The sequence below is a fragment of the Exiguobacterium sp. BG5(2022) genome (assembly GCF_031844365.1).
Taxonomy (GTDB): domain Bacteria; phylum Bacillota; class Bacilli; order Exiguobacteriales; family Exiguobacteriaceae; genus Exiguobacterium; species Exiguobacterium profundum.
The window spans coordinates 79,960-105,491 of sequence record NZ_JAUZVB010000004.1 but is presented as its reverse complement, the minus strand read 5'-3'; the positions used below and the strand labels follow the sequence as shown (position 1 = coordinate 105,491).

At 48.3% G+C, this 25,532-nt stretch carries 32 protein-coding genes; 20 read left to right on the top strand and 12 right to left on the bottom strand.

The genetic code is table 11. The features are described 5' to 3' along the window. Window positions 1-9: 9 nt before the first annotated feature. The 3 genes from Q9R25_RS13800 to Q9R25_RS13790 form a co-directional block, all read right to left on the bottom strand. On the bottom strand, window positions 10-672 hold the full coding sequence (locus Q9R25_RS13800; RefSeq protein WP_015880576.1) for a type 1 glutamine amidotransferase domain-containing protein: 663 nt from the start codon (window positions 670-672) through the stop codon (window positions 10-12). 155 nt (window positions 673-827) lie between these two features. Next, on the bottom strand, window positions 828-1,235 hold the full coding sequence (locus Q9R25_RS13795) for a hypothetical protein (protein WP_078146165.1): 408 nt from the start codon (window positions 1,233-1,235) through the stop codon (window positions 828-830). Further along, window positions 1,232-3,133: an ABC-F family ATP-binding cassette domain-containing protein gene (locus Q9R25_RS13790; protein WP_196431809.1), complete on the bottom strand. Its 1,902-nt coding sequence runs from the start codon at window positions 3,131-3,133 to the stop codon at window positions 1,232-1,234. The genes Q9R25_RS13795 and Q9R25_RS13790 overlap by 4 nt, the downstream gene beginning before the upstream one ends. A 150-nt stretch (window positions 3,134-3,283) precedes the next feature. Between Q9R25_RS13790 and Q9R25_RS13785 the strand changes: the two genes are divergently transcribed. From Q9R25_RS13785 to Q9R25_RS13760, 6 genes are all read left to right on the top strand, one after another. Further along, on the top strand, window positions 3,284-3,940 hold the full coding sequence (locus tag Q9R25_RS13785) for a redox-sensing transcriptional repressor Rex (RefSeq protein WP_015880579.1): 657 nt from the start codon (window positions 3,284-3,286) through the stop codon (window positions 3,938-3,940). Then, complete coding sequence (gene tatA / locus Q9R25_RS13780; RefSeq protein ID WP_034770678.1) at window positions 3,940-4,158, top strand: twin-arginine translocase TatA/TatE family subunit; 219 nt, start codon at window positions 3,940-3,942, stop codon at window positions 4,156-4,158. Before Q9R25_RS13785 ends, tatA begins: the two co-directional genes overlap by 1 nt. A gap of 3 nt (window positions 4,159-4,161) precedes the next feature. Then, window positions 4,162-4,950, top strand: coding sequence for a twin-arginine translocase subunit TatC (tatC, locus tag Q9R25_RS13775; RefSeq protein WP_031424497.1), 789 nt, complete (start codon window positions 4,162-4,164; stop codon window positions 4,948-4,950). Between the two features lie 131 nt (window positions 4,951-5,081). Further along, window positions 5,082-5,375 (top strand): hypothetical protein, encoded by a 294-nt coding sequence (locus tag Q9R25_RS13770; RefSeq protein ID WP_311283294.1) that lies wholly within the window; start codon window positions 5,082-5,084, stop codon window positions 5,373-5,375. A 38-nt stretch (window positions 5,376-5,413) separates the two neighbouring features. Next, window positions 5,414-5,704, top strand: a complete 291-nt coding sequence (locus Q9R25_RS13765) for a hypothetical protein (protein WP_311283293.1) — start codon at window positions 5,414-5,416, stop codon at window positions 5,702-5,704. A 171-nt stretch (window positions 5,705-5,875) separates the two neighbouring features. After that, window positions 5,876-7,222, top strand: coding sequence for an FAD-dependent oxidoreductase (locus Q9R25_RS13760; protein ID WP_311283292.1), 1,347 nt, complete (start codon window positions 5,876-5,878; stop codon window positions 7,220-7,222). A 34-nt stretch (window positions 7,223-7,256) separates the two neighbouring features. Here the strand turns inward: Q9R25_RS13760 and Q9R25_RS13755 are convergent, their stop codons facing one another. Both Q9R25_RS13755 and Q9R25_RS13750 read right to left on the bottom strand, forming a co-directional pair. After that, window positions 7,257-7,439 (bottom strand): PspC domain-containing protein, encoded by a 183-nt coding sequence (locus Q9R25_RS13755; protein WP_311283291.1) that lies wholly within the window; start codon window positions 7,437-7,439, stop codon window positions 7,257-7,259. Window positions 7,440-7,523: 84 nt separating this feature from the next. After that, on the bottom strand, window positions 7,524-8,456 hold the full coding sequence (locus Q9R25_RS13750) for an ABC transporter substrate-binding protein (protein ID WP_311283290.1): 933 nt from the start codon (window positions 8,454-8,456) through the stop codon (window positions 7,524-7,526). A 121-nt stretch (window positions 8,457-8,577) separates the two neighbouring features. Here Q9R25_RS13750 and Q9R25_RS13745 point away from each other — a divergent pair, with 121 nt between their 5' ends. The 5 genes from Q9R25_RS13745 (at window position 8,578) to Q9R25_RS13725 (ending at window position 12,555) form a co-directional block, all read left to right on the top strand. Further along, window positions 8,578-9,558, top strand: coding sequence for a FecCD family ABC transporter permease (locus Q9R25_RS13745; RefSeq protein ID WP_311283289.1), 981 nt, complete (start codon window positions 8,578-8,580; stop codon window positions 9,556-9,558). After that, window positions 9,555-10,601, top strand: coding sequence for a FecCD family ABC transporter permease (locus Q9R25_RS13740; protein WP_074034812.1), 1,047 nt, complete (start codon window positions 9,555-9,557; stop codon window positions 10,599-10,601). The genes Q9R25_RS13745 and Q9R25_RS13740 overlap by 4 nt, the downstream gene beginning before the upstream one ends. Further along, window positions 10,598-11,404 carry an ABC transporter ATP-binding protein gene (locus Q9R25_RS13735; protein WP_311283288.1) on the top strand — a complete coding sequence of 269 codons (807 nt, stop codon included), beginning with the start codon at window positions 10,598-10,600 and terminating at the stop codon, window positions 11,402-11,404. Before Q9R25_RS13740 ends, Q9R25_RS13735 begins: the two co-directional genes overlap by 4 nt. A 95-nt stretch (window positions 11,405-11,499) precedes the next feature. Beyond that, the gene (locus Q9R25_RS13730; RefSeq protein ID WP_031424514.1) at window positions 11,500-11,973 is read left to right on the top strand and encodes a hypothetical protein; all 474 of its coding nucleotides are present in this window, start codon (window positions 11,500-11,502) and stop codon (window positions 11,971-11,973) included. Between the two features lie 3 nt (window positions 11,974-11,976). Continuing rightward, the gene (locus tag Q9R25_RS13725; protein WP_269318524.1) at window positions 11,977-12,555 is read left to right on the top strand and encodes an NADPH-dependent F420 reductase; all 579 of its coding nucleotides are present in this window, start codon (window positions 11,977-11,979) and stop codon (window positions 12,553-12,555) included. Window positions 12,556-12,594: 39 nt separating this feature from the next. Here Q9R25_RS13725 and Q9R25_RS13720 read toward each other — a convergent pair whose 3' ends face one another. After that, the gene (locus Q9R25_RS13720) at window positions 12,595-12,930 is read right to left on the bottom strand and encodes a TM2 domain-containing protein (RefSeq protein WP_031424518.1); all 336 of its coding nucleotides are present in this window, start codon (window positions 12,928-12,930) and stop codon (window positions 12,595-12,597) included. 104 nt (window positions 12,931-13,034) lie between these two features. Between Q9R25_RS13720 and Q9R25_RS13715 the strand changes: the two genes are divergently transcribed. Beyond that, window positions 13,035-13,193, top strand: a complete 159-nt coding sequence (locus Q9R25_RS13715; RefSeq protein ID WP_031424520.1) for a hypothetical protein — start codon at window positions 13,035-13,037, stop codon at window positions 13,191-13,193. Next, window positions 13,190-13,588 (top strand): hypothetical protein, encoded by a 399-nt coding sequence (locus tag Q9R25_RS13710; RefSeq protein ID WP_311283287.1) that lies wholly within the window; start codon window positions 13,190-13,192, stop codon window positions 13,586-13,588. The genes Q9R25_RS13715 and Q9R25_RS13710 overlap by 4 nt, the downstream gene beginning before the upstream one ends. A gap of 35 nt (window positions 13,589-13,623) precedes the next feature. Here the strand turns inward: Q9R25_RS13710 and Q9R25_RS13705 are convergent, their stop codons facing one another. Beyond that, window positions 13,624-14,859 carry an MDR family MFS transporter gene (locus tag Q9R25_RS13705; RefSeq protein WP_311283286.1) on the bottom strand — a complete coding sequence of 412 codons (1,236 nt, stop codon included), beginning with the start codon at window positions 14,857-14,859 and terminating at the stop codon, window positions 13,624-13,626. Window positions 14,860-14,960: 101 nt separating this feature from the next. On the opposite strand from Q9R25_RS13705, the gene Q9R25_RS13700 reads away from it, so the two are divergent. Together Q9R25_RS13700 and Q9R25_RS13695 are read left to right on the top strand one after the other, a co-directional pair. After that, window positions 14,961-16,586 carry an ABC transporter substrate-binding protein gene (locus tag Q9R25_RS13700; RefSeq protein ID WP_311283285.1) on the top strand — a complete coding sequence of 542 codons (1,626 nt, stop codon included), beginning with the start codon at window positions 14,961-14,963 and terminating at the stop codon, window positions 16,584-16,586. 11 nt (window positions 16,587-16,597) lie between these two features. Continuing rightward, entirely contained in the window at window positions 16,598-16,999 is a 402-nt protein-coding gene (locus Q9R25_RS13695; RefSeq protein ID WP_215244416.1) for a hypothetical protein, read from the top strand. Between the two features lie 14 nt (window positions 17,000-17,013). Here Q9R25_RS13695 and Q9R25_RS13690 read toward each other — a convergent pair whose 3' ends face one another. Then, on the bottom strand, window positions 17,014-17,223 hold the full coding sequence (locus Q9R25_RS13690) for a YdiK family protein (RefSeq protein ID WP_015880600.1): 210 nt from the start codon (window positions 17,221-17,223) through the stop codon (window positions 17,014-17,016). A gap of 16 nt (window positions 17,224-17,239) precedes the next feature. Next, window positions 17,240-17,935 (bottom strand): CPBP family intramembrane glutamic endopeptidase, encoded by a 696-nt coding sequence (locus Q9R25_RS13685; RefSeq protein ID WP_078146181.1) that lies wholly within the window; start codon window positions 17,933-17,935, stop codon window positions 17,240-17,242. 213 nt (window positions 17,936-18,148) lie between these two features. Here Q9R25_RS13685 and groES point away from each other — a divergent pair, with 213 nt between their 5' ends. Continuing rightward, entirely contained in the window at window positions 18,149-18,433 is a 285-nt protein-coding gene (gene groES, locus Q9R25_RS13680) for a co-chaperone GroES (protein ID WP_015880602.1), read from the top strand. Between the two features lie 39 nt (window positions 18,434-18,472). Beyond that, window positions 18,473-20,107, top strand: a complete 1,635-nt coding sequence (groL, locus tag Q9R25_RS13675; protein WP_311283284.1) for a chaperonin GroEL — start codon at window positions 18,473-18,475, stop codon at window positions 20,105-20,107. 70 nt (window positions 20,108-20,177) lie between these two features. Here groL and Q9R25_RS13670 read toward each other — a convergent pair whose 3' ends face one another. After that, entirely contained in the window at window positions 20,178-20,462 is a 285-nt protein-coding gene (locus Q9R25_RS13670) for a hypothetical protein (RefSeq protein ID WP_311283283.1), read from the bottom strand. 257 nt (window positions 20,463-20,719) lie between these two features. Here Q9R25_RS13670 and Q9R25_RS13665 point away from each other — a divergent pair, with 257 nt between their 5' ends. The 3 genes from Q9R25_RS13665 to Q9R25_RS13655 all read left to right on the top strand — a co-directional run bounded on the left by Q9R25_RS13665 (window position 20,720) and on the right by Q9R25_RS13655 (window position 23,841). Next, on the top strand, window positions 20,720-21,208 hold the full coding sequence (locus Q9R25_RS13665; RefSeq protein WP_311283282.1) for a DUF3841 domain-containing protein: 489 nt from the start codon (window positions 20,720-20,722) through the stop codon (window positions 21,206-21,208). A 222-nt stretch (window positions 21,209-21,430) separates the two neighbouring features. Further along, window positions 21,431-22,000: a YdeI/OmpD-associated family protein gene (locus Q9R25_RS13660; protein ID WP_311283281.1), complete on the top strand. Its 570-nt coding sequence runs from the start codon at window positions 21,431-21,433 to the stop codon at window positions 21,998-22,000. Window positions 22,001-22,206: 206 nt separating this feature from the next. Further along, window positions 22,207-23,841, top strand: coding sequence for a restriction endonuclease (locus Q9R25_RS13655; RefSeq protein ID WP_311283280.1), 1,635 nt, complete (start codon window positions 22,207-22,209; stop codon window positions 23,839-23,841). 53 nt (window positions 23,842-23,894) lie between these two features. On the opposite strand, the gene Q9R25_RS13650 is transcribed toward Q9R25_RS13655, so the two are convergent. Continuing rightward, the gene (locus Q9R25_RS13650; RefSeq protein ID WP_311283279.1) at window positions 23,895-24,602 is read right to left on the bottom strand and encodes an ABC transporter permease; all 708 of its coding nucleotides are present in this window, start codon (window positions 24,600-24,602) and stop codon (window positions 23,895-23,897) included. Further along, on the bottom strand, window positions 24,599-25,447 hold the full coding sequence (locus Q9R25_RS13645) for an ABC transporter ATP-binding protein (protein WP_031424536.1): 849 nt from the start codon (window positions 25,445-25,447) through the stop codon (window positions 24,599-24,601). The genes Q9R25_RS13650 and Q9R25_RS13645 overlap by 4 nt, the downstream gene beginning before the upstream one ends. Window positions 25,448-25,532: the final 85 nt, after the last annotated feature.

The window sequence follows — 25,532 nt, the reverse complement described above, 5'->3', positions numbered from 1 at the left end:
AAGAATCGATTAGTTTAATGTGTTGATGACGGCTTTTGCGACAGCAACGGTCGATTGTGGATTTTGGCCTGTTACCAAGTTTCCATCGACTTGAACGTTTTCTGTGAAGTTGTCTGCGAGCACGATGTTCGCACCGAGTTCACGAAGACGCGTTTCAAGCATGAACGGCATGTAGATATCAAGACCAGTCGCACGTTCTTCTTCGTCCGTGAACGTCGCGATCGTTTTACCGTTCACGAGTGGTGTACCGTCAGACAATGTCGCGCCGACTAGACCAGCTGGACCGTGGCAGACGGCAGCAACCGTTTTACCTGCTTCAAATAGTGAACGGATCGCAACATTTAACGCTTCGCTTTGTGGAAGGTCGAACATCGTTCCGTGACCACCTGGCATGAAGATGGCATCAAACTGATCGAAGTTTGTGATCGTCTTCAAATCGATTGTGTCTTCAAGAAGGGGAGCCGTCGCTTGAATGTCAGCCGGTACTTCTCCTTCTAAACTGCGTGCGTCGATTGGAGATTGACCACCGTTCGGGCTAGCGACCGTGATGTCATATCCTTGTTGTTTGAACTCTACGTATGCCTCACCGAACTCGGACAACCATAGTCCAGTCGTGTGACCGTCCTTCATTTCTTTTGCGTTCGTCACGACCATTAATACATGTTTACTCATCTGTCATTCCTCCTAAGAAATCATCCGTTGTTTCGGTACGTGACTAGAATAACGCGCTCTTTAACGAAAAACAAATTAAGAAAAAACACCTTATCTATAAATAAATTTATACATAAATGAAAAAGCCGTCCCCTTCAAAAAAGAGGACGGACTGTTCACGCTTTTGGTTGTCGATAATTCTCCCGATGCCACGTATTGACGCGGCTCACGATGAACACGAGAAGGGCGAGGATCCACATGAAGAGCGTCTCTTCATAGAAGTGGGCCCACACCGATCCAGGCGCATAGAACGTGTGAACGGTCACATCGACCGGCCAGACGACGACACGGATGAAGAGCGTGCTCATGAGCAGGCCACTGAAGAGACTGAGTAGTATCCCTGGCCACGTCTGAATGATGAAGCCGATGACGACCGGCAGGAAGAAAAAGAGAATAGACGGGACAATCGTCGGCTCCCCACGGATGAGTTCAGACACGAACTCGGTCCCGGTCGGCACGATGTAGGCGAGTCCCGTGAGGAACGCTTGAATGAACTCGATTCGCATGGCACGGGTACGCATCATGTATGGAGTTCCTCCCATTCCGCATAAAGTGCGGTGATCGACTCTTTCGCCGCGTCCGATTCGGTCGATAATTCTTGGGCGCGGGCGAAGTCGTTGAAGACGTCCGGCTCACAAAGCAACTGTTCGATCTCGTCGAGACGATTCTCATGTTGCTCGATTGCCAGCTCGATCTCTTCGATGCGTTGTTTGATGCGGCGCTCTTCCCGTTGCTGTTCTTTATCGGCGCGCTGTTTTTTCACGACGACCTGCTTCGTCTCCTCACGGGCGAGTCGCGCCAGTTCCTCGAGCTCTTCTTTCTTCTCGACGTAGTACGAATAGTCTCCGAGATACTCGTCGATGCCGTTCGGTGTGATCTCTAGCACACGCGTCGCGAGTCGATCGATGAAGTAGCGGTCATGCGAGACGAAGAGAATCGTGCCCGGATAGTCGAGGAGGGCATTCTCCAAAATCATCTTCGAGTCGAGGTCCAAGTGGTTCGTCGGCTCGTCCAGGATGAGGAGGTTCGGTTGCTCGAGCTTCAGCTTGGCCAAGGTGAGTCGTGCCCGTTCGCCACCGGATAGTTCATGGACACGCTTCATGACGTCATCGCCACTGAAGAGGAACTGTCCGAGAAGACTCCGTACTTCTTGCTCGCGCATGAGCGGCCAGTCGTTCCAAATCTCATCGATGACACGGTTCGCATCAGACAAGTTTTGTTGCTCCTGGTCGTAGTAGCCGATTTCGACGCCCGTCCCGTAACGGATGTCACCGGTGAGGGCGGTTTGTTGTTTCGTCAACACTTTGAGAAGTGTCGACTTCCCGACCCCGTTCGGACCAACGAGCGCGACGGATTCACCGCGCTGAAGCTGGAAGCGGAGGTTTTGAGCGATTGCTTCCTCGTACCCGATGGCGAGGTCACTCGCGCTCAGCACATCGTTCCCGCTCTGGCGTTTGATGGAGAACGAGAGGACCGCGCTGCGCTCGTCACCATCCGGAGCATCGAGGCGGTCAACTTTCTCTAGACGCTTCCGCACGCTTTGTGCACGTTTCGTCGTCGTCGCCCGGGCGATGTTTCGTTGGATGAAGTCTTGCATCTTGGCAATCTCTTCTTGTTGCGACTCGAACTGCTTCTTCTCTTGTTCGTAAAGGGCGGCCTTCTGTTCGAGATACTTCGTATAGTTCCCGACGAAGCGACGGCTCCGGTGACGCGACAGCTCATAGACGACCGAGACGACGCGGTCGAGGAAGTATCTGTCGTGGGAGACGATGAGAACGGCACCTTTATAACCGCTCAAGTACTTCTCAAGCCAGGCGAGCGTCTCGATGTCCAAATGGTTCGTCGGCTCGTCCAAGATGAGCAGGTCGGGACTTTGAAGGAGCATCTTCGCCAAGGCGAGACGTGTCCGTTGTCCCCCGGAGAGCGTGTCGATGCGACGCTCGAAGTCGTCCGGATAGAAGCGCATCCCGTGAAGGACCGAGCGGATGGTCGCTTCATATTGGTATCCACCACGTTCTTTGAACGTATGTTGCTCTTCATCATAAGAAGAGAGGAGGCGTTCATATGCAGCGGCGTCATTTAGGATTCGTTCTGAGCCCATGTCAGCCTCCATGCGACGGAGCGTCTTCTCTTGCTCAATCAAGTCCGTGAAGACGGTGAGCATCTCATTCCAGATCGTCTCGTCGGATTCTAACCCTGAGTCTTGCGCGAGATAACCGATCGTGACGTCTTTTGGCTTCATGATGTCCCCGGAGTCATAGTTGTATTCACCAGCAATGACCTTCAAAAGCGTCGACTTACCGGCCCCGTTACGACCGACGAGAGCGACGCGTTCGCCTTCCTGGATTTCAAGTTTTACGTTTTCTAAAATCGGCTCGACGCCGAAGGATTTGGATAAGTTGTTGACTTGCAGTAGGATCAAGTGAAAAAACCCCTTTCTCTCTATTTAGTATACTGTATTTTTCAGCGATTTTAGGTATATTCGTTGAGTGGTCATGTGAATTCGTTTACAATCAAGGTGTATGAAATTCAGATTCGTTTGTAACGTGTCGTAAAAAGGAGGCTCTTTCCGTTGAGTCAAAACGAACCAAAGATTCCACAAGCGACAGCCAAACGGTTGCCACTATACTATCGATTTATTCAAAGCCTGCATGCTTCAGGGAAACAACGTGTCTCTTCAGCAGAACTGAGTGAGGCGGTCAAGGTCGATTCGGCTACGATTCGCCGTGATTTCTCGTACTTCGGTGCGCTCGGTAAAAAGGGATATGGCTATAACGTGCAGTATCTGTTAGACTTTTTCCGAAAGACACTGAATCAAGACGAGATTACGAATGTCGCCTTGGTCGGAGTCGGTCACCTTGGGACGGCATTCGTCAACTATAACTTCCTTAAAAACAATAACACACATATCGTCGTCGGGTTCGACGCAGACGAGACAAAAGTCGGCACGACGATGTCAGGCGTCCCAATTCATCACGTCGATGAGATGGAACAAATCATGAAGCAAAACAAGATCGACGTCGCTATTTTGACGGTACCTTCTGCTTATGCGCAGTCCGTCGCAGACGACTTGGTGCGTTTCGGCATCAAGGGCATCTTGAACTTCACACCGGCACGACTCACTGTACCGGATACGGTTCGCGTCCATCATATCGATTTGTCGATTGAGCTGCAGTCACTCATTTACTTTATGCAACACTATCCAACCGCTGAGGGGGTCCATCAATAATGGAATTACTAGCATCATCACTCGTCGTCGGGATTCCGGGTGGGGCGAGTCTATTCATCATCGCCATCATCGCGCTCATCATCTTCGGACCGAAGAAATTGCCGGAGTTTGGTCGCGCGGCCGGACAAACGCTTCGTGAGTTCAAAAATGCAACGAACGGCATGATGAACGAGCACGACGAGAACGACAAGAAAGCTATCGAAAAGAAAGAGCAGTAAGCCATGAATCATCAACCTGATCAAGAGCGGGAACTCACCGATCACTTGACAGAGCTGCGGAGACGACTGATGCTATCTGCATTTGTCGTCTTTGCCTTCTTTTTGATGGCTTTGCCGAGTGTCAAATATGTACTCGCGTATTTGCAAAAAGACCTCGTCGAACGCGGGCTCGAACTGAACGCCTTTGGGGTCGCGGACCCGCTCATGATTTACTTGAACTTGGCGCTCATCATCGGCCTTATCGCGGCGAGCCCATTCCTACTGTATCAAGTGTGGGCGTTTGTCGCACCCGGTCTGCATCCGAATGAGCGGAAAGGCACGCTTGCCTATATCCCGATCATCTTCGGACTGTTCTTGATCGGCCTTGCGTTCGCCTACTACTGGTTGTTCCCGCTCGTCCTCGATATCTCGACGGACCTCGGGCAAGACCTTGGACTCGAACAAATCATCGGGGCCAACAATTACTTCACGTTCTTGTTGCAGCTGACAATTCCGTTCGGTCTATTGTTCCAACTACCGGTCGTCATGATGTTCTTGACCCGAATCGGTGTCGTGACCCCGTACTTCTTATCAAAGATTCGAAAGTACGCATACTTCGCCCTATTCGTGATCGCGGCATTCATCACACCGCCGGATTTGACGTCGCACCTCATGGTGTCGTTACCACTCTTCTTCCTATATGAAATCAGTTTATCGATTTCACGTATCACCTACAAAGGGGTGCTGCGCCGGGAAAAAGAGGCGATGGTGCAAGAACAGATGGATTTAATGAAACAGATGAATGAAAAATGAGCATCGTTCCGTAAGTGGGATGATGCTTTTTTGTTGTGACATACTGTTATGATAGGAAACGAGTGATTGAGAAATTTTTCCATTTCATATGTTATAATAAAAAGAGGCACAGATGTAAGGGAGGATGCACGATGATTCGGGAGTACAACGGAGAAAACTTTATATTGCTAGGCACGATGACAACCATCTTACTGTTTTTCTTATTTTTCTCTATACAATCTCGATTGCGACGTCAATTCATCGTTTCGTCGTTGCTACTCGTGACTGGCTATATCTTCTTTCTTGTCGGAATGACAATCGTACGTGGTTGGGACGCGATCGGCTGGCTTGCACTAGGGCTGATCTTGTACGTGCTTGGTATGATTCTTCACGTTGGCATTGTCATTTATCAGAGAGTGAAAAGTAGACGTGAAGGACAGTCTTGAAAGAGTTGTTCCAATCAAGTTATGAGGAGGTAAAAAGGATGAATGACATTATCATTTTGCTCGTATTGCTGTTTGGACTGACACTGGGAGTCATCATTTCAACGTATCAAATGATTCGAACGAAGAAACAAAGGCCTTTTCCATTCATCTTGAATACAGTATTAGTCGTAAGTGGCTATACGCTATTGGTTGGCAGTTTAATGCTTGGATACGGATGGGGAGCATTGTGGTGGGCGGTCGTTGGGCTCGCTATGAACGTCTTCGGTTTGATCGTGCATCTATTTGTAATAATCTATCATCTATTGAAAAAGCGGCGAGTCCGGTCATGAGAATGAGCGGATTTTTTCTGTTCAAACTTTAGACACTTTTACGTGAAATAGTGAGCAAAGTCATTGAATCTTATATTGTGAAATAGTACACTAAGGTCAAGAAGTAAATGTGATGTTTATCACAATATAAAACGAAACGTATTGTTTAACATAAAAGGAGAGACGACTCATATGAAAATCGCAGTCATCGGATGTACACACGCAGGAACAGCAGCAGTCAAAGGATTACTCGCCAAGCACGACAATCTCGATATCACTGTTTACGAGCGGAACGACAACGTCAGCTTCCTCTCGTGTGGGATTGCGCTCCACGTCGGTGGGGTCGTCCAACGTGCGGAAGAGTTATTCTACTCGTCTCCACGTGAACTTGAAGAACTCGGTGCGACGATGCGCATGAAACATGACGTCTTGTCGATCGACTCCGAAGCGAAGACGGTCCACGCTAAAAATCTTGAGACCGGGGAAGACGTGCATGACACGTATGACCGCTTGATCGTCACGACGGGTTCATGGCCGATCGTCCCAACGCTTCCAGGGATCGAAATGAATGGAATCGAGCTCTGTAAAAACTATGCGCATGCCCAACGCATCATCGAGCGGGCGACAGATGCGACGAAGATTGCCGTCATCGGGGCGGGCTATATCGGGGTCGAACTCGTCGAGGCGTTCGAAGCATACGGAAAACATGTCACGTTTATCGATAGTGCCGACCGCATCTTGAACAAGTATCTCGACAAGTCGTTCACGGATCAATTGGAAGCGGATATGACAAGTCGCGGAATCAACCTCGAACTCGGTCAGACGGTCGAGGCATTCCGTGGAACAGAAGGGAACGTCACACATGTCGTAACAGACAAAGGTGAATTCGAAGCGGATCTCGTCATTCTCTGTGTCGGATTCCGTCCGAACACGGGACTCTTAGAAGGACAGGTCGATATGCTCGGGAATGGTGCCATCATCGTCGATGAATATATGCGTACGAGCAACCCGGATATCTTTGCGGCAGGGGACAGCTGTGCCGTCTACTACAACCCGGCGCGTACACACGCCTATATCCCACTTGCGACGAACGCTGTCCGCATGGGGACGCTCGTCGCGGAGAACATGATGCAACCACGCGTCCGTTACCAAGGGACACAAGGAACGTCAGGACTTCGACTCTATGACTGGAATATCGCGTCGTCTGGTTTGACGGAAGAAGCGGCAGCACTCTTTGGACTCGAAGTGGAAAGTGTCGTCATCGAGGACGCGTATCGTCCGGAGTTCATGCCGACCGCAGAGAAAGTCGAATTCAAACTCGTCTATGAAAAAGGGACACATCGTATTGTCGGTGGACAAGTGTTATCGAAAGCGGATTTGACGCAAGCGGTCAACACGCTCTCCCTCGCCATTCAAAACGAGATGACGATTGAAGAGCTCGCCTATGTCGACTTCTTCTTCCAACCGCACTACAACAAGCCATGGCACTTCCTGAATAGCGGAGCGCTTGAAGCGATGAAAGACAAAGTGAATGCCTAACAAAAAACGCGGAAGCGAACAGCTTCTGCGTTTTCTATAGATAGTGTGGTTTATCTTTCATCAAATTGGCAAGAAGGATGTAGATGAGAAAGTTAGCCGGCAAAAAGACGAATAGTAGCCGAATACCGAGTGATGAGATATTCACATATTCAGCGATCCCGCCGCATACTCCGGCAATAGAGCGGTCCGTCGCCGACTTTCGAAGTGTACGTTGCATAGTAAAGCTCCTTATGAGTTGATATGTAAATTTTACCATATGAGTGTATGGAAAAGCGCATCAATTTAATTGATGCGCTACTGTTTATTTCAAGATGTCGACGAGTTCATCGAGCACTTGGTTGGCAGACAAGACGCCACCAGACGTGTTCCAAATGTCATCACTGACTTCTGTCACTTCCCCTGCTTTGACAGCATCGAGGTCTTTCCACAACTGATTCGATTGCCATTCTTCGGCTGTCTTCGACCCGTCTGCTCCACCATATGTGAAGTAGACGATGTGGTCGCCCGCCATCTCTGGGATTCGTTCCATCGCGACTGGCTCAGCGAATTCCGCTTTATCTTGTGACGCTGGACGTTTGATGCCGACATCGTTAAGGATGACGCCGGAGAAGCTGTCATTGAAGTAGATGCGTGACTCGCCAGGAAGGAAGCGGACGACCGAGAGTTCTTTATTCACGGCGTCTCCGAGTTCTGCTTTCGTATCTTCGATGTGCTGTTCGTAGTCGGCCAACGCTTGATTGCCTTCCTCTTCTAGGTTGAGTGCGTTCGCATAAAGGGCGAAGTTTTCTTGCCAATCACCTTTCAAAGTCTCTGACATGACCGTCGGTGCGATTGCGTTCAATTTGTCGTAAATGTTCTCTTGACGAAGTTTCGTCCCAATGATGAGATCTGGCTTGAGTTTCGCGATGGCCTCTAAGTTGACTTCACTTTCTGTCCCGACTTCCGTGACGTCTGTCATCTCAGACTCGATGTGCGGGTACCACGGGTCACCGTTCCAAGATTTGACGGCTCCGACTGGTTTGACGCCGAGGGCGAGAAGGGCCTCTGTCCCTTCGTTCGTCAAGACGACGACGCGTTCCGGGTTTTCAGGTACGTCCGCCGTTCCCATCGCGTGCTCAATCGAGCGAGTCGCTGTTTCTGAACTTGTATCGTTCTCTGTATCGTCAGACCCGCCGCAAGCAGCGAGGACGACGGTTAAGCAAAGCGTAAGTAACGCGAGCATCCATTTTTTCATTACAATTCTCCTCTATGTAGGTGATTTTCCTTCCTGACTATAAGTGATAATGATTCTCACTGTCAACCCCTTTTTATGGAACGCAATATTTGCTATGGTAGGAAAGGAAAGAAGTGAGGACATGAAAAAACCTTGGATCAAATTACTTTTCTTGATCATCTGTTTACCTATTCTAAGTTATATCTCATTGCGCGTCGGTGTGATTGCGGTCAGTCATGAAGATGTGATGACGTTCCAAGCGGACGGGGGATCTCAAGCGATGATTGCCTTAGCCGACAACCGTATCCCACGGACGGTCGTCGCGCTACTCGTCGGTAGTGTCCTAGGTCTCGCCGGGCTCATTTTTCAACTCGTGACCCGCAACCCGCTCGCATCTCCTGATATTTTGGCGGTAAACGCCGGAGCGAGTCTGGCCATCGTGCTCGTGACGCTTTTTGGGTTCAGTAGTATCGCCTCGTTCACGACAGCCTCGCTCATCGGAGCGTTTATTGCCGGCGTGATTGTCTATCTACTGAGTGCGAACGGAGGGAACGTCATGTATATGACGCTTGCCGGGGCGTCGCTTGCCGCTCTATTCAGTTCCTTCACCCAGTCGATCATCGCGTATGAGGAAGGCGCGCTCGATGAGGTACTGTTCTGGCTGACCGGGTCGGTCGCCGGACGATCGCTCACGCTCGTCGAGACGTTGTTGCCATGGATGGCGGGGGCGGTCATTCTCGTTCTCTTGCTCAGTAAAGAGTTAGAGACGTTATCGCTCGGAGATCAGGTCGCCCGTTCACTTGGACAAAATGTCGGCATCATCAAGTTCGTCGCGGTGACGCTCGCCGTCGTGCTCTCCGCATTCGGGGTGGCACTTGCCGGACCAATCGCATTTGTCGGTCTGCTCGCTCCCCATTTGGCGAAATATCTGTTCGGGACGGCCTTTTTCGCTCGTCTCGCCGGAAGTGCTCTCATCGGTAGCGTCTTATTGCTTGCGGCTGATATTCTGGGACGTATCATCCTGTTCCCACGCGAAGTGACCGTTGGGGTCGTACTCGCCGTCATCGGTGGGGCATTCTTCATCTATCTCGTCAGTGTCAGACAAGGAGTCTTCAAATCATGAAAACATATCGCTTTCGAAAAGGTCCTGTCTCGTTCACGCTCCGAAAGCGTGAAATCGAGTTGGCGCTTCTACTTGTCGTTGGATTGCTCGTGTCGATTTATTTCGGGCTCGCCATCGGTGACACATTCCTTAGTCCCGCCTCACTCGCTGCCCTGTTCATCGGAGCAGGGGATGCATTCGAGCAGCTCGTCGTCTTCGAGTTTCGGATGCCACGTGTGTTGATGGCAATCACTGCCGGCGCAAGTCTCGCCGTCAGCGGTCACTTGTTACAACTGACAATCAAAAACGAACTGGCATCCCCGGAGATTTTCGGGATTGTCGGAGGTGCAGGGGTTGCGACGGCTACGTTCTTCACCGTTTTCTCGGATGAGCGAACGAATCAGCTGTCAGTGCCGCTCGCCTATATACCAATCGCTTCGTTCCTTGGGGCGATTGTTGTCGGGATGTTCCTCTTCTATTTGTTGAAACGTGGAGTCCCACCTGTCCGGCTGGCACTTGTTGGGATTGGAATCAGCATCTTCTCGCAAGGGATCGTTCAGTTCATGATGCTCGCCTCGAACGTTTACCGAAAAAACGATATCCAACAATGGCTCACCGGTACAGTCTACGCCGCGACGTGGAATCAATTGAAGATTATGGTGCCGTTCGTCCTTCTCTTTTTGCTGGCAGCCTTCTTGATTGAACGTCATGTTCGTCCGCTTCATATCAGTGAAGCGACAGCGACGAGCATCGGCGTACCGGTACGAGGGATTCAGCGTGGGACGTTGTTGCTTTCCTGTTTACTCGCCGGCATTGGTGTCGCCTTTGTCGGTGCAATCGGTTTTGTCGGGTTGATGGCACCTCATATCGCCCGACAAGGGTTGAAGCTCCCTTACATTTGGGCGACGCTACTTGTCGGGGCGACGATTGTCGTGTTGGCGGACGTACTCGCTCGGACGATTTTTTATCCGTATGAACTACGGACCGGCGTGATGACAGCCGTCATCGGAGCACCGTATTTCTTCTACTTACTTCGACGGATGATGAAAGGAAGCATGAGATGAACACATTTGATTTGAACCACGTAACCATCGGATATGAACAGAAGACGGTGCTCGATCAATTATCCTTCTCCATCCCACATGGGAAAATCACCGTCCTTCTCGGCGCGAACGGCTGCGGGAAGTCAACGCTCCTCTCGACGCTTGCGAGACAGCGAGATGCACTGGGCGGAGAAATCGCATTTCGGAACAAACCGCTCGATTCGTATCGGGCGAAAGAGGCGGCTCGACTTATGGCATTCATGCCACAAGTGAACGTGGCACCGGATGGATTGACCGTCGAACAACTCGTCCGATTCGGGCGTTATCCGTACCAGACGTTCTTCAAACGATATTCGGAAGACGATGAACGGGCCGTCGAGCGGGCACTCGCCTTCACCGATACGGTATCGCTCCGTGACACGCTCGTCAGCAACCTTTCCGGAGGACAAAAGCAACGGGTATGGATCGCGTTGGCACTCGCTCAAGAATCGGAGACGATTTTGCTCGATGAACCGACGACATATTTGGACATGTCGCACCAAATCGAAATTTTAGATTTGATGTATCGATTGAATCGATTGGAAGGAAAGACCATCATCATGGTACTTCACGATCTTCACTTGGCCTGTCGCTATGCCGATCATGTCATCGCATTAGCTGGCGGTAACGTGTATCGCGAAGGAAGTCCGAACGATGTCGTCGATGGGACGTTCATGAAAGACGTATTCGGTCTCAAAGTCGTGGTGACCGAGGATCCGCTATACGGGACACCGCTCTGTGTACCGTATTCGCACTATGAGTTGAATGAAAAACGACCGACCTGAACCTAGTCTGCGGACTAGGTTTTTTTACGGAAAAGCAGGGAAAAAGAGTAGGGTAAGTGCGCGTCATGTTTTCTACCTAAGAGGAGGAATTTTTCATGGCTAAAAAGGAAAAACAACCGTATCACATCGTCACGTTCACGTTCCCAGAAGAGGCAATCTCGTATCAGGCGTTCAGTAAGCTGAAAAAGTACCATTCGGATGGGCTCGTCGGTTTTGAACAATTGGTCGTCATCAAGCGTGAAGAGAACGGGGCGTTCTCGTTTGAGGATGCGGCACAGCTCGCACCGGTCAATAAGTCGACGAAAGGTGCGCTCATCGGGATGGCGGTTGGAATCCTCGGAGGTCCGTTCGGTATCCTGTTCGGGACACTCACAGGTGGTCTCATTGGCGGCACGAAAGACGTAAAACATTTACAAGGCATCCAAGACACGTTCAAACGGACGGTCGGTAACATCGAACCCGGTCAGACGGGTGTCATGGCGATCGGAGAAGAATTCGACCCATCGATTTTAGACGGGCTTGCAGAAGAGTTCGGAGGAACGGTCACGCGGACAGACGAGGAGCTGTGAATCATGAAACTCGGGATCTTAGGTGCCGGGAAAGTGGGACGCACGCTCGGGGAGCAGTTCGAACGAGCGGGCTATGAGGTGCTGTACGGGACACGGACGGAGCGAGAAGGCACAATGACCTTACAAGAGGTCGCCTCGACGAGCGATGTTCTATTTCTCTGTACACCGTTCGCGGCCGCAGTCGATCTGATACCGACACTTGACGGACTAAATGGGAAAGTATTGATCGATGTGACGAATCCGATCGCGATCGAGTTTAACGAGGTCGAGCGACCGGACGGGGTGTCGGGTGCGGAATATTTGCAACGACTCATTCCTGATACGAAAGTTGTGAAGGCGTTCAATCAGACAGGGGTCGAGAATTTAGGTGATCCGGATGGCTCCGTCATGTTCGTCGCGGGTGAAGATGAGGAAGCGGTGCGGCTTGTCGTCGAACTATCGAACAAGATCGGCTTCGATACGCATCCGCTCCACGGGCTAAAGCTTGCTCGTGAGTTGGAAGGGTTGGCGTGGCTCTGGATTCATAATGCAGTGAAAGAGCGAAAATCACGGGACTTCGCCTTCTACTTAACAGAACATTAAAAGACGATTGGGGCGATATGCCTCAATCGTCTTTTTTGATTAAAAACCTGTATAGCGATCAGAGCGTGTTTGAAGCAGCTCAATCGTCTCGCGCTCAATCTGCTCGACTTCCCGTTGTTGCCAACCTGGCATGAGGAACGCATCGACGAGTGCCCAAATGCCTGTGATGAATGCACCGAGACCGAGCGTCAAGACGACGAGTAGGAACATGGCGATTCCTGAACCGATTTTTTTGAAATAGAAACGGTGCGCACCAAATGCACCGAGGAAAAACCAAAGCAAGTAGGCGACGAGCAAGCTACGTTTTCGTTTTTCGACTTCGCTGTTCACGAGTAACATTTCTTCTGTCGTCAAATCCATACGCGAATAATTCATAGGACTCCAACTCCCTATCCATAATTGTTATAATGAGTTCGCACTCAAGTATATCGGAAAATGGATTTGTTTCCATGATTTCCTAAAATGAAAAGAGGTTCTTTATGCTTTTTCCGATTTTGACGTTCATCGTTGCTTTCGTACACGTCGTTGGTGGGGCGGTTGCCCTTTATCAATATCCGCAATATAAACGTATGGCAATCAGTGCCATCGTACTCGGGTTCGTCTACGGTGGATTGACCGTGGCGGTGATTGGATTATGAAGTGGGGGTCAAACGGATCACTTCGTTCGCGTCTTCAAATGCAGAGCGGCTATCAGTTAGGGACATACTTATTTTTAGGTCTCATCATTTTTGATTTACTCTTAGGCGACGTTCCGAGAATCTCGTTTGCGATGTATGCAGTGTTCTTTTACTTTTGGCAGCGTGAACGCGTAGAGAAAGAAGAGAAGGGGTTGGCGGAGAAGATGAAGCGGAAGTCGGATGAGTGGACGATCACATTCGTCGTCTTGCTTTGTTTGGTAGGCTATGTGGTCTCCCTTGGCCTACAATATCCTTCTGTTTCGTTGCTCGAGCTGAGCATCTATGGCTTCTCGACAATCTTCTGCATCCGGGCGTTGACCTTGATCTATGCGATGCACCAACAACAGCTCGACTAAAACCCATCCTTCCACTGAGAAAGGATGGGTTTGATTTAGGACGCGGCTCGTCGCAGGACGAGCTTTTCTTTTACATAGATGCCGCTATAGACGAGGAAACAGCCGAAGCTGACCAACAGTCCGATGTAGACGCTCATCATGAACGGGGTGAGAAGCGACCCAATCAAAATCGTCGAACGTGATAAGAAGTCGGCACCGGCGAACGAGGTCCCGGCAAACGCAGAGTACGCACCACGGCGGTCTTCTGGCATCATGTTCGCCTTCTCCGTGTTCAATACCGGCGAGTACAACAATTCGCCGAATGTTGCGATGAGCATGAAACCGAGAAGGAGCATCATCGAGTTCGCGCTTGTGATGACGGCGTACCCGATCGTGTACAACGCGAGTCCGCCGAGTAGCGTATGCTTGTTTGAGAAACGTGAGGCGAGACGTTGAATGAAGAATGTCAACGCGACGACGATGAGCGTGTTCTCGATTTGAATGAGACTCATCATCCGCACCCCGTTGATTGTCCATGATTCAATCGAGAGCGGTTCGAATGAATCGGCGAGCCGGACCGCGACATAACTGCCCATTGAGAACTCAGCAGCGAGGATACACATCGAGCCGAAGACGACTTTGACGAACGGGCGGTCACGCCAGGCGATTTGATAACTTCGGAACACGTCGACGAAGACGAGACGAAGCTTTTGAGAGGTCCATGTCCGTTTCGTGTCCTCGAGGAAGATGGCGTACGCGATCGGCAACATGCTCGACGTGAACGTCAAAATCCAAAATAGTAACAATTGATTGCTGACATAGAGCCAGCCCCCGAGTGCCGTCCCAATTGTGATGGATAAGTTGATCAACCAGTAATCGAGCGCATAAACGGCTTTTCGGTTCTCAGGCGTTGTCGCATCGATGATGATGGCGCTCATCGCAGGCCGCCCAAGGTTATTCGTGACCGTGAAAATCGTAAAGGCGATCATGAAAATGATCATCTGGTCGAACTGAAGACTGAGCGTCATGACGAGAAACATCGATGCTGTGAGACTTGCCGTCAACACGAGAAGTCGCTTTCTTGAAAACTTATCGGCGAGATAGCCCCCAATCAATCCAATCACGTATCCGAGACAGACGAGCGAGATCAAGAAGACGCCCGCGATCCATTCATTGAACGCTTTGACAAAGAGAAGTGCCATGAACGGCATGATGGCGAATGAGACCGAACGATTAAAAAATGATGTTACGAGTCGAACTTTTATTGGTTTAGGTATATCTTTCCATTTCATCTTGTCACCTTCCATTCTGTACCTGTATGATAAACAAGACAACGGATTTGAAAAATGGACGACATTGGGAAATGATGTCCACTTTTAAGGGGGGATGTGACATGGATGCGTATTTATTTCGATTGTGGAAAGAGTGTCGCGATGGGGCGTACACGATTTCTGATATGGCGGAAGCCATTCATTTAAGCCCGAAACAGACGAAGCGTCATTTGGCACGGTGGCAAGAAGAAGGGTGGCTCACGTATACGAGCGGACGTGGACGGGGGAATTTGACGCGTCTCGAATGGTTGCGTCACGTCGAGCGTGATTTAGCCAAACAGCTGCTCGAACGCATGGAGAAAGAGTCGGTCGAGGCAGTGACGAATCAACTGGAGTGGGACTGGTCGCCTGCGCAGGCAGGACGGTTCATGCGCCAGCTCGAGAAGAAGTTCGGTTACGTCCAAACGTCGAGCGATGCACTCATCATCCCGCGACGCCGTCACTTTTTGACGACACATCCGCTCGAGGCGGCTGACATCCACAGTGCCCACCTCGTCCAGAACGTCTTCAATCGTCTGTTCATGATTGACGCGTCCGGGGAGGTCACGGGGGAACTTGCGCATCACTATGAATGGCAGGGGAGTACGCTCGTCTTGTTTCTTCGGAAAGGGGTCCGTTTCCATGACGGGTCGCTCATGACGAGTAAAGATGTGACGAAGAGTCTGCGCATGCTCGTTCAGTCAGATGCGTATCGCTATATGTATCGGCACGTCCGGCATATCGCATCGAACGGCACGTATCGCGTCGACGTCACGCTCGACCGGCGACGGAATTCGTACATCCCGAAACTGTCGATGATCCATACGAGTATCGCCAAAGGAAGTGTCGGGACAGGACCTTTTCAATTGGATCGCCATGACAAGGAGAAGACGGTCCTCCTCGCCTTCGAGAATTATTTCGGGGTGCGGGCGCTCCTGGACCGGGTCGAGTTCATCAAAGTGCCGGACGGATACGATCCGACGTATCGGATCTCATCAAGGGATTCCAAAGAAACTGGACACATCTCGACACCGTCTGGGTTCGGGCTTGTCATCTTGAACAGTCATCCGAATAGTGTGTTCGCGAATGAAGAGGCGCGGCATTATATGCATCGCTTGATTGCGGAGATTCGACCGGAGATTGGGACGTTGAATGAACGGAGAACGCCGAACGACCGAGGGTTTCTCGGTTCGATGAGCGAGACGTATCGCATTCCAAAAGGAACACCTGTCTCGTTCGACCGACCGATTCGCATCAAACAGACGGACTTCACGAACGATACGACCGACTGGATTGCCGAGATGTTGATGCGTCACGGCATTGCCTATGAATTCGTACCCATCGGCTTCAAAGATTCGATCCATGATAAAACGTATTATGAATACGTCGATTTGGTCGTTCACGGGGAAGTGTTCGAGCGGAACATCACGCTCGGGTTTGAACAGTTCATGACGAACGAGTACTCGCCTCCTCATAAAGTGTTCCCTTATATAGAGGGGATGACCGAGCGAGTTGGGCAATATGATGACCTGCCGTTTGAGGACTGGTTGCCGCTGCACCGAGAGATCGAGCGCGAGTTGAAAGAGAAGTCGTACTTCATCCCGCTCTATAACGAGGAGCGGACCATTCCGTTCCCGGTCGAGCTGAAGGACGTCTGCGTCGACTTGTTCGGTTATTTTGATTTTGCGAAACTATGGATTCCATCATAAGGAGAGATATTGTGCGTAAGAAGTTACTAATTGGGTTTATGATTTTTTTTGTAGGACTGTTTTTGTTTGCGCTATGGGATGGTGAATTCGTCGCCTTGTCACTCACGGGTCTAGGGTTCACCATCTATGGCTATCGACACGAAGAAATTGAAAAGCTTGAGGAAAAGGTGAGCAAAAGAATCATGAGACAAGTCGATGCGACACTCATGAACATCACGATTTACGGTTTGCTGGTCATTGGCGTGGTCATTAATTTCTTCTTAGATAAACCACAACTCTCATTGATTGATACCATTTATGTTGCATTAGGTGTATTGTTCGGTCTGCGCGGACTTCTCATTCGAAGTGTCTATCAAGAAGAGATACAGGATCAATCGAAAGTTACAACCATAAGAAAAACCCCGAGCTCATAAGACTCGGGGTTTCATTATGCGGATTTGTCCGTGCCTTCTTTTTTGACTTTTCGGGCGAGTGCCAAGATTTGATACACTTTGAAAAAGTCGTAAGCGGCGACGGCGATGATGAAGTACGTCCAGAAGCTGAAACCGTACTCTTGTACCGAGAAGTACGCGAGGACGGTGAACAACACACCAAACGATAGACTGAAGAGCATCATCACTTTTAATTGTCGCGGCATAACTGCCACCTCATTTCTACATTAAAAATAGTACGAGCATCACGAGCGCGTTGTTAAACGCGTGGATGGCGATCGGAACGATCAATCGTCTTGTCTTCGCATACGCGTAAGAGAACGCGAAACTCATCGCGATATACACGAGGAATCGATTGTCTTGGTGGATGAGTGCGAATAAAATCGAACTGACACCAAAGGCGATCCAGAAACCGAAGCGCGCGTTCAAGTTCCCGAACAAAATATGACGGAAAAGAATCTCTTCGATGATCGGTCCGAGCAAGACGACCGGCAAAATCATGAGTGGAATAACTTCCACCATATCAGCGATGTTTTGTGTGTTCATCGATTCGACAAGTTCGCCCGAGATGGCCGTCTCAATCAAGTTCGCCACGATGACGAGCCCGTATTGCATCAAAATCCCGAGCCCGATCCATTTGACCGTGTCGTTCAAGTTCGACTGGATACCTTGGGCTTTGTATTGTTTCAAGTCTGGCCAGATGAGCAAGATTGACAGAACAATCGTCACACCGAATCCGATGGCGAGCCAGAGCCCGACGAACGTTTCTGTTAGCCATTCCGGTCGTACTTCACTGAGGACGAGCGGGAATAGCTGGACGAACGCATATAGTAAAATCGGGGTGAGGTGCCGGAGACGAATGTTAGGCGCCATCGAAAAACGGGTATTTATCGATTGGTTTGAGTTTAGTGTAGCCAATTCAACACGTCCTTAATCATAAGAGTGAACCTACCTTTTTCTCATTGTAACAAATAAGTTCTCTTGACCGCGAGTAAGAGCATTTTTTAATGTTCCCCACTTGATTTTTTAATCGGCTCATACTACACTTATCAATGTTAGCACTCCTTTTAACTGAGTGCTAAAACCTTACGATACACATTACATCATTCATATTCGGAGGAGGGTTTTTCCATGTTAAAACCACTAGGCGATCGTGTCATCATCGAAGTCGTGGAGAAAGAAGAAAAGACGATCGGGGGCATCGTGCTTCCTGATACGGCGAAAGAAAAGCCGCAACAAGGGAAAGTCGTCGCAGTCGGTACAGGCCGCGTGACGGACGAAGGCAAGCGCATCGATCTCGACGTGAAAGAAAATGATTTGGTCATCTACTCGAAGTACGCAGGTACCGAAGTGAAGCATGATGGAAAAGAGTACTTAATCGTTCGCGAGAGCGATATTCTCGCAATCGTAGGCTAAGCACCATTATTCAAAAACTTTTTTAGGGGGAAATGAACGATGGCAAAAGATATCAAATTCTCAGAAGATGCACGTCACGCGATGCTTCGCGGCGTCGACGCACTCGCTGACGCAGTTAAAGTAACAATTGGACCAAAAGGACGTAACGTCGTCCTCGAGAAAAAATTCGGTTCACCACTCATCACGAACGATGGTGTGACAATCGCGAAAGAAATCGAACTCGAAGACCGCTTCGAAAACATGGGCGCGAAACTTGTTGCTGAAGTCGCGTCGAAGACGAACGAAGTCGCAGGGGACGGTACGACAACAGCGACAGTCCTCGCACAAGCGATGATTCGTGAAGGACTCAAGAACGTCACGGCTGGCGCGAACCCGATGATTCTGCGTAAAGGAATCGACAAAGCGGTCACACGTGCGCTTGGAGAGTTGAAAGCCATCTCGAAACCGATCGAGTCAAAAGAAGCGATCGCACAAGTTGCGGCCATCTCGGCAGCGGACGAAGAAGTCGGCGAATTGATCGCAGAAGCGATGGAGCGCGTCGGTAACGACGGTGTCATCACAATCGAAGAATCACGCGGCTTCACGACAGAACTCGACGTCGTTGAAGGGATGCAGTTCGACCGTGGCTACCTGTCACCATACATGATCTCAGACTCTGACAAGATGGAAGCGTCACTCGACAACCCGTACATCTTGATTACAGACAAGAAAATCTCAAACATTCAAGAAATCATCCCGGTGCTCGAGCAAGTCGTGCAACAAGGGAAGCCGATCTTGATCGTCGCAGAAGATATCGAAGGCGATGCCCTCGCGACACTCGTCTTGAACAAACTCCGTGGTACGTTCAACGCGGTAGCCGTCAAAGCACCAGGATTCGGTGACCGTCGTAAAGCCATGCTTGAAGACCTCGCGACACTCACAGGTGGTCAAGTCATCACAGAAGACCTCGGTCTCGATCTCAAATCAGCATCACTCGACATGCTCGGTCGCGCATCGAAAGTCGTCGTCACAAAAGACACAACGACTGTCGTCGAAGGTGCAGGGAACGAAGACGCGATTAAAGCCCGCGTTCAAACGATCCGTAACCAAATCGAAGAGACAACGTCTGACTTCGACCGTGAAAAACTCCAAGAGCGTCTCGCGAAACTCGCAGGTGGCGTAGCCGTTGTTAAAGTCGGTGCAGCTACGGAGACAGAACTCAAAGAACGTAAACTCCGCATCGAAGACGCGCTCAACGCGACACGTGCAGCAGTTGAAGAAGGAATCGTTGCGGGTGGTGGTACATCACTCATCAACGTCATCCCAGCTGTTCGTGCGTTGCTTGCAGAAGTGACAGCGGATGAAGCGACTGGTGTGAAACTCGTCCTTCGTGCCCTCGAAGCACCGGTCCGTCAAATCGCGGAAAACGCGGGTGAAGAAGGTTCGGTCATCGTCGAGAAGCTCAAGAACGAATCAGTCGGTGTCGGGTATAACGCGGCAACTGGCGAATATGTTGACATGATCGCACACGGAATCGTCGACCCGGCGAAAGTGACGCGTTCAGCACTCCAAAACGCAGCATCTGTCTCAGCGATGTTCCTCACTACAGAGGCCGTCATCGCAGACAAGCCAGAAAAAGATGGCCCTGCAATGCCTGACATGGGCGGCATGGGTGGAATGGGCGGTATGATGTAAGTCATACGCTTTTACAGGAACCATTCATCAGCGAAAGCTGGTGGGTGGTTTTTTTGTTGGATGTCATTGTTCACTGTGCTTGCTGTCCATCAAAAAGTCTCTGTAAGAAGAAATTCTCTTTCTCCGCACGACGTCCTTCGAGGTATTCGATGACATCAACTTTTCGAAGAGAGAGGACAGCACGATTTTTTGTTCCAGGCATTTCATTAATTACATTCATCACATCGATCATTGTTGAATGTTCAGGCATAACCAAATAACGTGCGACACTGATTTCTTTTCTCCTTCCTACATGTCCATAACGTACAACCGCTTTCCAATAAGACCATTCCATATTCATTTCATCATTGTTCATAATGTTTCATCCCTTCTATCCATGATCAAATTTACAACTTTATCTTAGGATCAATTGTAAAAAAGGATTCGGGGTGAGGTATGTAATAAATATTGTGTGGTTAAATATTTTTTATGGTTGATTGACGATAGTTAGAGGTTTTGCAAATTTCTATTTTCAGAACAATAAATAAAAGACCTATACATTTTTTGTACATCCCTATTTTCTAGTCTTTTTGTATAGTGAGTGCATATGATGTATGAAAGGTTGGAGAATGATTGGGGATTTATTATATACATCAGCATGAAGACGCTTGGAAAGCAGCATTGGAGCGAAGGTATCTACAAGGTGATCCTCAGTACGCTTTTTCCAACGACGAAGGGTTTGAATTTTTTAAACCAGCCTATGATTGGATGGTTGAACAATATGAGCAACGAATTGGAATTTCGTTATGTGGGAACTATCCGGTCTGGTGTTGGGATGAGTTTCCTGACTTAAGCAGGGGTGGACATATCGGGCAAGGAAACAAAGGTGTTGTGTTGACAGTTGAATTACCGGATGATCAAGTACTAGCTTCAGAAATTTCATTTTGGGAGAGTTTGTTCTGTATCACTCTACTTTTTGCGATACAGCCGAGGCCTTTGATCACAGGGAGAATATTGATCCGGCCTATACCCGAAAGTCATGGAAAAAAATCTTTGATAAAAAATGGTGTGAGGAGATGGCGATTCATCGATCTATCGAAGCACCAGACTATCAATACGTGATTCATCGCATTGAACTGCATCAGGTTCGGGCTGTCATGTTTTTTCGGGACTTAGATGATCGTTTGATGGACCGGGTTCGAGGATTAGCTTGGCACTCTAATGATTTTATGTGAGTTTGAGTTCATCGTTGTCTATACGGTGAGCATCATGGGTAAAAAAGTAGATGATTAAAAAATATTGTCACGTCAAATATGCAAGAAAACAGAAGAAGGGACAAGTGTCATGGAAATCGACAAAGTCTTACGCTTTGAACAGCGAAGTGAATTCCGAGAATGGTTGCACGAACACGCAGATGATACACCCTATTGTTGGGTGATTCTCAGTCGTAAAAATAGTGGGAATGGATTACTGTATCTCGACGCTGTTGAAGAGGCGTTGTGCTTCGGATGGATTGATGGGATTGCTAAGAAGACAGCAGAGGGAGAATTCGCCCAACGTTTTTCACCCAGACGACAAAAGAGTAATTGGACGGAGCTGAACAAAGAGAGGATAAGGCGTTTGATAAGACTCGGGCTCATGCAAGAACGAGGGTTGAGTGTTCTTCCTGATATAAGCGTTACGTCGTTTATTGTTGATTCAGAGATCATATTGCGGTTGCAGGAAGATCCTCGAGTATATCAGAACTTCATGGCATTTCCTGAACTATATCGCCGTATTCGAATTGATACGATTCAAAGTGTTCGTCAAGACCGTGAGTTGTATACGAAACGGCTCGATAAATTGATTGAGAAGACGAGAGCAAATGAAATGTACGGACAATGGAACGACGAGGGACGTTTGCTTCATGAATGAGTTAATTGGATTAGAGATATTAATTGGTCTCTCTCATGGCGTGAATAAATAATGAATTTCGACAATTACTATCCCACTTCAGATTTACATGTGTTTCAATGCGTTTTACGTTTCAGTTTATAAATCAAATAATATTTGTTTCTACAGAAAATATGGACATAAATGGGGAATATATATAGGAAAATTATTGAGGAGGGAGAGTTATTATGTATTCCCGTGAGATTCGTCACGATGGATTGAATAAGTTTAGGGTAATCCGAGGAAAATCATTGTATGAGGTCGATCAAAAAGCTGAAATGCAATTGCGTGTTTGGGAAGATCAATGGAATCGAGTGGTAAAAAGGCATGAAGAATCACTGCTGAAATCTAACAAAAGAGCTACTGCTCAACAATTAAGTGATCAATTAAAAAAAGAAAGACAACTAGCGGAAGAGTATTTAATACTTACGATTAAAAGCAACAAGACTGTAGACTTAAGAACGGATTTACAACGCCGTACATTTGATGCTGAAGAACCTATTGCACCAGAATTAGAATCGATTCGACAAATGCCGGATCCGAAGGCGAAAGTGTATCAACCAATTTATAATATTATTGAGCAAATACTTCCGTTTTTAGCTACTAATAAAAAAGAAGAGGCTAGAAAAAGATATGACAGAGAGCATCGTATTTGGATGAATGAAAAAGAGGAAATTGAATCAAGAAACGAAGGGAAATGGAATGAGTATCAATCAAATTATTTGAAATGGAAAAATGATAAGGAATCTTTTGAGAAAAATGAAAAAGAACGATTAGAATTTCTAGAATCGGTATTCGATAATTATCGAACACAGAAAGAGGGTTCGATTGAAGGCTATTTTGACTATTTATTAAACCGTTTTACCTTATTAGATTACATTCCTATACAACGAAATATGAAATATCTGATAGATACGAAGACGCTTTATATTGAACAGTATCTTCCTTCAATTGAGGAATTACCGAGTATAAAAGAGATTAAATATGTAGTTGAAGGTGATGAATTTGTCGAGATTCCATTATCAAACAAATTCCTAAATGAATTTTACGATCGTCTCATTTATTCGTTAATACTAAGTTATCTACACCTTATTTTTTCAAATGACAAGCGGAATAAAATTGATTCAATCGCTTTTAATGGCTATGTAGATACGATTAATAAAGGGACTGGAAATTCGGAAACTCCATGTATCGCTTCGATTTTCGTTTCACGAGAAGAGTTTGAGAGTATTAATTTAGAATTTGTTAATCCTAAAACGTGTTTTAAACAATTGAAAGGAGTTGGAAGTAGTAAATTACACACTTTAACCTCTGTACCACCTGTCATCAAAATGGACTGGGATGATGATCGAATTATTGATGGAAAAGAAACACTAAGTCAAATGGATGACACCACAAATTTGGCAGCAATGGATTGGCAAGATTTTGAGCACTTAATTCGCGAAGTATTTGAAAGAGAATTCAGTAAAAACGGTGGAGAAGTAAAGATTACTCAAGCTAGTCGTGATGGTGGAGTTGATGCCATTGCTTTTGATCCTGACCCTTTGAGAGGTGGGAAAATTGTCATTCAAGCAAAAAGATATACGAATACAGTGGGAGTAGCTGCAGTTCGCGATTTATATGGAACCGTTATGAATGAAGGAGCAATCAAAGGGATATTAGTTTCCACTGCTGATTACGGACCTGACGCTTACAACTTTGCAAAAGACAAACCTCTGACGTTACTAAATGGAAGTAATCTCTTATATCTGTTAGAAAATCATGGGCATAAAGCGGTGATTGATTTAAAAGCAGCTAAAGAAGGTCGTCGTTTGAATGAATAGCGACGACAAACAGGACTACGCATCGTAGCCCTGTTTTTATATGGACTTAACATTCAATCCGTCTGCTTCCGGTTATACGTCACGACGCTACCGACGAATGCAGCAAGCGCCCAAGCTGTGAGCAAACCGAGTTCTAGCCCGACGGCACCGAAGTTCGCACCGTCTTCCACTTGATGAGCAACATCAATCAAGAGCACGTTCGGTAAATACTCGAGCACTCCGATGATGGCGAAACGGTCTTGTAGTGGCAACAACATCGGTGAGAACGAGAAGAAAAAGAACGGCAACATGACAATCAATGAAGCTTCCATGACCGTCTTCGTCATCAAGCCGAACATCGTTCCAATCCCGATATAAAAGAATGTCGAGACGATGAGCGCGAGGGCCATCACAGCCAGATTTTGCGGGGCATAGTCCATCAAAAATGCCGATCCGACAATGAGGATCATCGTTGTCACGAACGTGAGGGCACTCTTTCCAAGCAAGATGTCGAGCGTGCTCGCCGGGGATAACATGAGCCCACGGAGCGTGTTTTTCTCTTTCTCTTCGGCAATCAACGCACACTGTACAAAGATAGCGACGAGGCTGAACGTGATGTTGATGACGAAGTACGTGATATCAACGCCACCGTCACCGATTCGTGAATAGAAGACAGCGAAGAAGAGCGGCATGATCAAGGTCGACGAGACGAACAAGTTTCGAGACAAATCCTTGTAGTCTTTTTGGAAAATAGCGAGTGCACGTTTCATTGAAAAAGTCATGATAATTTCCTCCCTGTCACTTCGATAAAGATATCGCCGAGTGTCGGCTCGTTGGAATGGATCGATGCGATATTTTTAGCACGCATCTGTTTATGGAGCCAATCCGCGCCTTCGTCGGTTTGCGTCACTTCATGCGTCTGACCGTTGTTCAATTCGACCCGCATCGATCCCGTCGCATATTTCCTGCGCAATATGTTCGGTGCATCGAGCAGTTGAATCGACCCTTGATGTAAGAAAGCGACACGGTCACACAGCTCTTCGGCTTCTTGCATGTCGTGTGTCGTTAAAAAGATGGTCGTCCCATTAGCCTTCAACCGTTCAATCCCTTTATAGATATGTCGAGAGTTGACCGGATCGAGAGCCGATGTCGGTTCATCTAGAAACAGGAGCTCTGGCTCATGAAGAAGGGCGCGTGCGAGCGTCACCCGTTGCAACATTCCTCTAGAGAGTTTGTCGATGCGCTTCTTCCGTTCCCCGCTAAGATTGACCATGTTCAATACTTCATCAATCCGAGTCTTCGGTTCATCATAGAGGTCGCAATATAGGCTCAGGTTCTCTTCTATAGAAAGTCGTGTATAGAGACCGCTATTGTCCGTCAACACGCCAATGCGTTTGCGGTACTGTTCTTGTTTCAAGTCAGCGACCGGCACACCGAATACGGTAGCATCGCCAGCTGTCTGTGCGAGTTGTGACGTCAAAATTTTAATCGTCGTCGTCTTTCCTGAACCACTCGGTCCTAAGAAGCCGAACACTTCCCCTTTTCCTACCGTGAACGTCACATCATGTAACGCTTCCTCGTTTCCAAACAATTTCTTCAACCCGTTCACTTGAATGATTGGTTCCATTCCCGTTCCTCCTTGTCGATGTCATCTTGCTTGCCTCTATCGTATAAGGTATGGGGGAAGACCGCACTAAAATGGCGACAAACAG

What these genes read in the sequence shown, in the direction of transcription:
- Q9R25_RS13800 (WP_015880576.1), bottom strand. Translation starts at nt 672, where the DNA reads ATGAGTAAACATGTATTAATGGTCGTGACGAACGCAAAAGAAATGAAG.
- Q9R25_RS13795 (WP_078146165.1), bottom strand. Translation starts at nt 1,235, where the DNA reads ATGATGCGTACCCGTGCCATGCGAATCGAGTTCATTCAAGCGTTCCTC.
- tatA (WP_034770678.1), top strand. Translation starts at nt 3,940, where the DNA reads ATGGAATTACTAGCATCATCACTCGTCGTCGGGATTCCGGGTGGGGCG.
- tatC (WP_031424497.1), top strand. Translation starts at nt 4,162, where the DNA reads ATGAATCATCAACCTGATCAAGAGCGGGAACTCACCGATCACTTGACA.
- Q9R25_RS13770 (WP_311283294.1), top strand. Translation starts at nt 5,082, where the DNA reads ATGATTCGGGAGTACAACGGAGAAAACTTTATATTGCTAGGCACGATG.
- Q9R25_RS13765 (WP_311283293.1), top strand. Translation starts at nt 5,414, where the DNA reads ATGAATGACATTATCATTTTGCTCGTATTGCTGTTTGGACTGACACTG.
- Q9R25_RS13760 (WP_311283292.1), top strand. Translation starts at nt 5,876, where the DNA reads ATGAAAATCGCAGTCATCGGATGTACACACGCAGGAACAGCAGCAGTC.
- Q9R25_RS13755 (WP_311283291.1), bottom strand. Translation starts at nt 7,439, where the DNA reads ATGCAACGTACACTTCGAAAGTCGGCGACGGACCGCTCTATTGCCGGA.
- Q9R25_RS13750 (WP_311283290.1), bottom strand. Translation starts at nt 8,456, where the DNA reads ATGAAAAAATGGATGCTCGCGTTACTTACGCTTTGCTTAACCGTCGTC.
- Q9R25_RS13745 (WP_311283289.1), top strand. Translation starts at nt 8,578, where the DNA reads ATGAAAAAACCTTGGATCAAATTACTTTTCTTGATCATCTGTTTACCT.
- Q9R25_RS13740 (WP_074034812.1), top strand. Translation starts at nt 9,555, where the DNA reads ATGAAAACATATCGCTTTCGAAAAGGTCCTGTCTCGTTCACGCTCCGA.
- Q9R25_RS13735 (WP_311283288.1), top strand. Translation starts at nt 10,598, where the DNA reads ATGAACACATTTGATTTGAACCACGTAACCATCGGATATGAACAGAAG.
- Q9R25_RS13730 (WP_031424514.1), top strand. Translation starts at nt 11,500, where the DNA reads ATGGCTAAAAAGGAAAAACAACCGTATCACATCGTCACGTTCACGTTC.
- Q9R25_RS13725 (WP_269318524.1), top strand. Translation starts at nt 11,977, where the DNA reads ATGAAACTCGGGATCTTAGGTGCCGGGAAAGTGGGACGCACGCTCGGG.
- Q9R25_RS13720 (WP_031424518.1), bottom strand. Translation starts at nt 12,930, where the DNA reads ATGAATTATTCGCGTATGGATTTGACGACAGAAGAAATGTTACTCGTG.
- Q9R25_RS13715 (WP_031424520.1), top strand. Translation starts at nt 13,035, where the DNA reads ATGCTTTTTCCGATTTTGACGTTCATCGTTGCTTTCGTACACGTCGTT.
- Q9R25_RS13710 (WP_311283287.1), top strand. Translation starts at nt 13,190, where the DNA reads ATGAAGTGGGGGTCAAACGGATCACTTCGTTCGCGTCTTCAAATGCAG.
- Q9R25_RS13705 (WP_311283286.1), bottom strand. Translation starts at nt 14,859, where the DNA reads ATGAAATGGAAAGATATACCTAAACCAATAAAAGTTCGACTCGTAACA.
- Q9R25_RS13700 (WP_311283285.1), top strand. Translation starts at nt 14,961, where the DNA reads ATGGATGCGTATTTATTTCGATTGTGGAAAGAGTGTCGCGATGGGGCG.
- Q9R25_RS13690 (WP_015880600.1), bottom strand. Translation starts at nt 17,223, where the DNA reads ATGCCGCGACAATTAAAAGTGATGATGCTCTTCAGTCTATCGTTTGGT.
- groES (WP_015880602.1), top strand. Translation starts at nt 18,149, where the DNA reads ATGTTAAAACCACTAGGCGATCGTGTCATCATCGAAGTCGTGGAGAAA.
- groL (WP_311283284.1), top strand. Translation starts at nt 18,473, where the DNA reads ATGGCAAAAGATATCAAATTCTCAGAAGATGCACGTCACGCGATGCTT.
- Q9R25_RS13670 (WP_311283283.1), bottom strand. Translation starts at nt 20,462, where the DNA reads ATGAACAATGATGAAATGAATATGGAATGGTCTTATTGGAAAGCGGTT.
- Q9R25_RS13660 (WP_311283281.1), top strand. Translation starts at nt 21,431, where the DNA reads ATGGAAATCGACAAAGTCTTACGCTTTGAACAGCGAAGTGAATTCCGA.
- Q9R25_RS13655 (WP_311283280.1), top strand. Translation starts at nt 22,207, where the DNA reads ATGTATTCCCGTGAGATTCGTCACGATGGATTGAATAAGTTTAGGGTA.
- Q9R25_RS13650 (WP_311283279.1), bottom strand. Translation starts at nt 24,602, where the DNA reads ATGACTTTTTCAATGAAACGTGCACTCGCTATTTTCCAAAAAGACTAC.
- Q9R25_RS13645 (WP_031424536.1), bottom strand. Translation starts at nt 25,447, where the DNA reads ATGGAACCAATCATTCAAGTGAACGGGTTGAAGAAATTGTTTGGAAAC.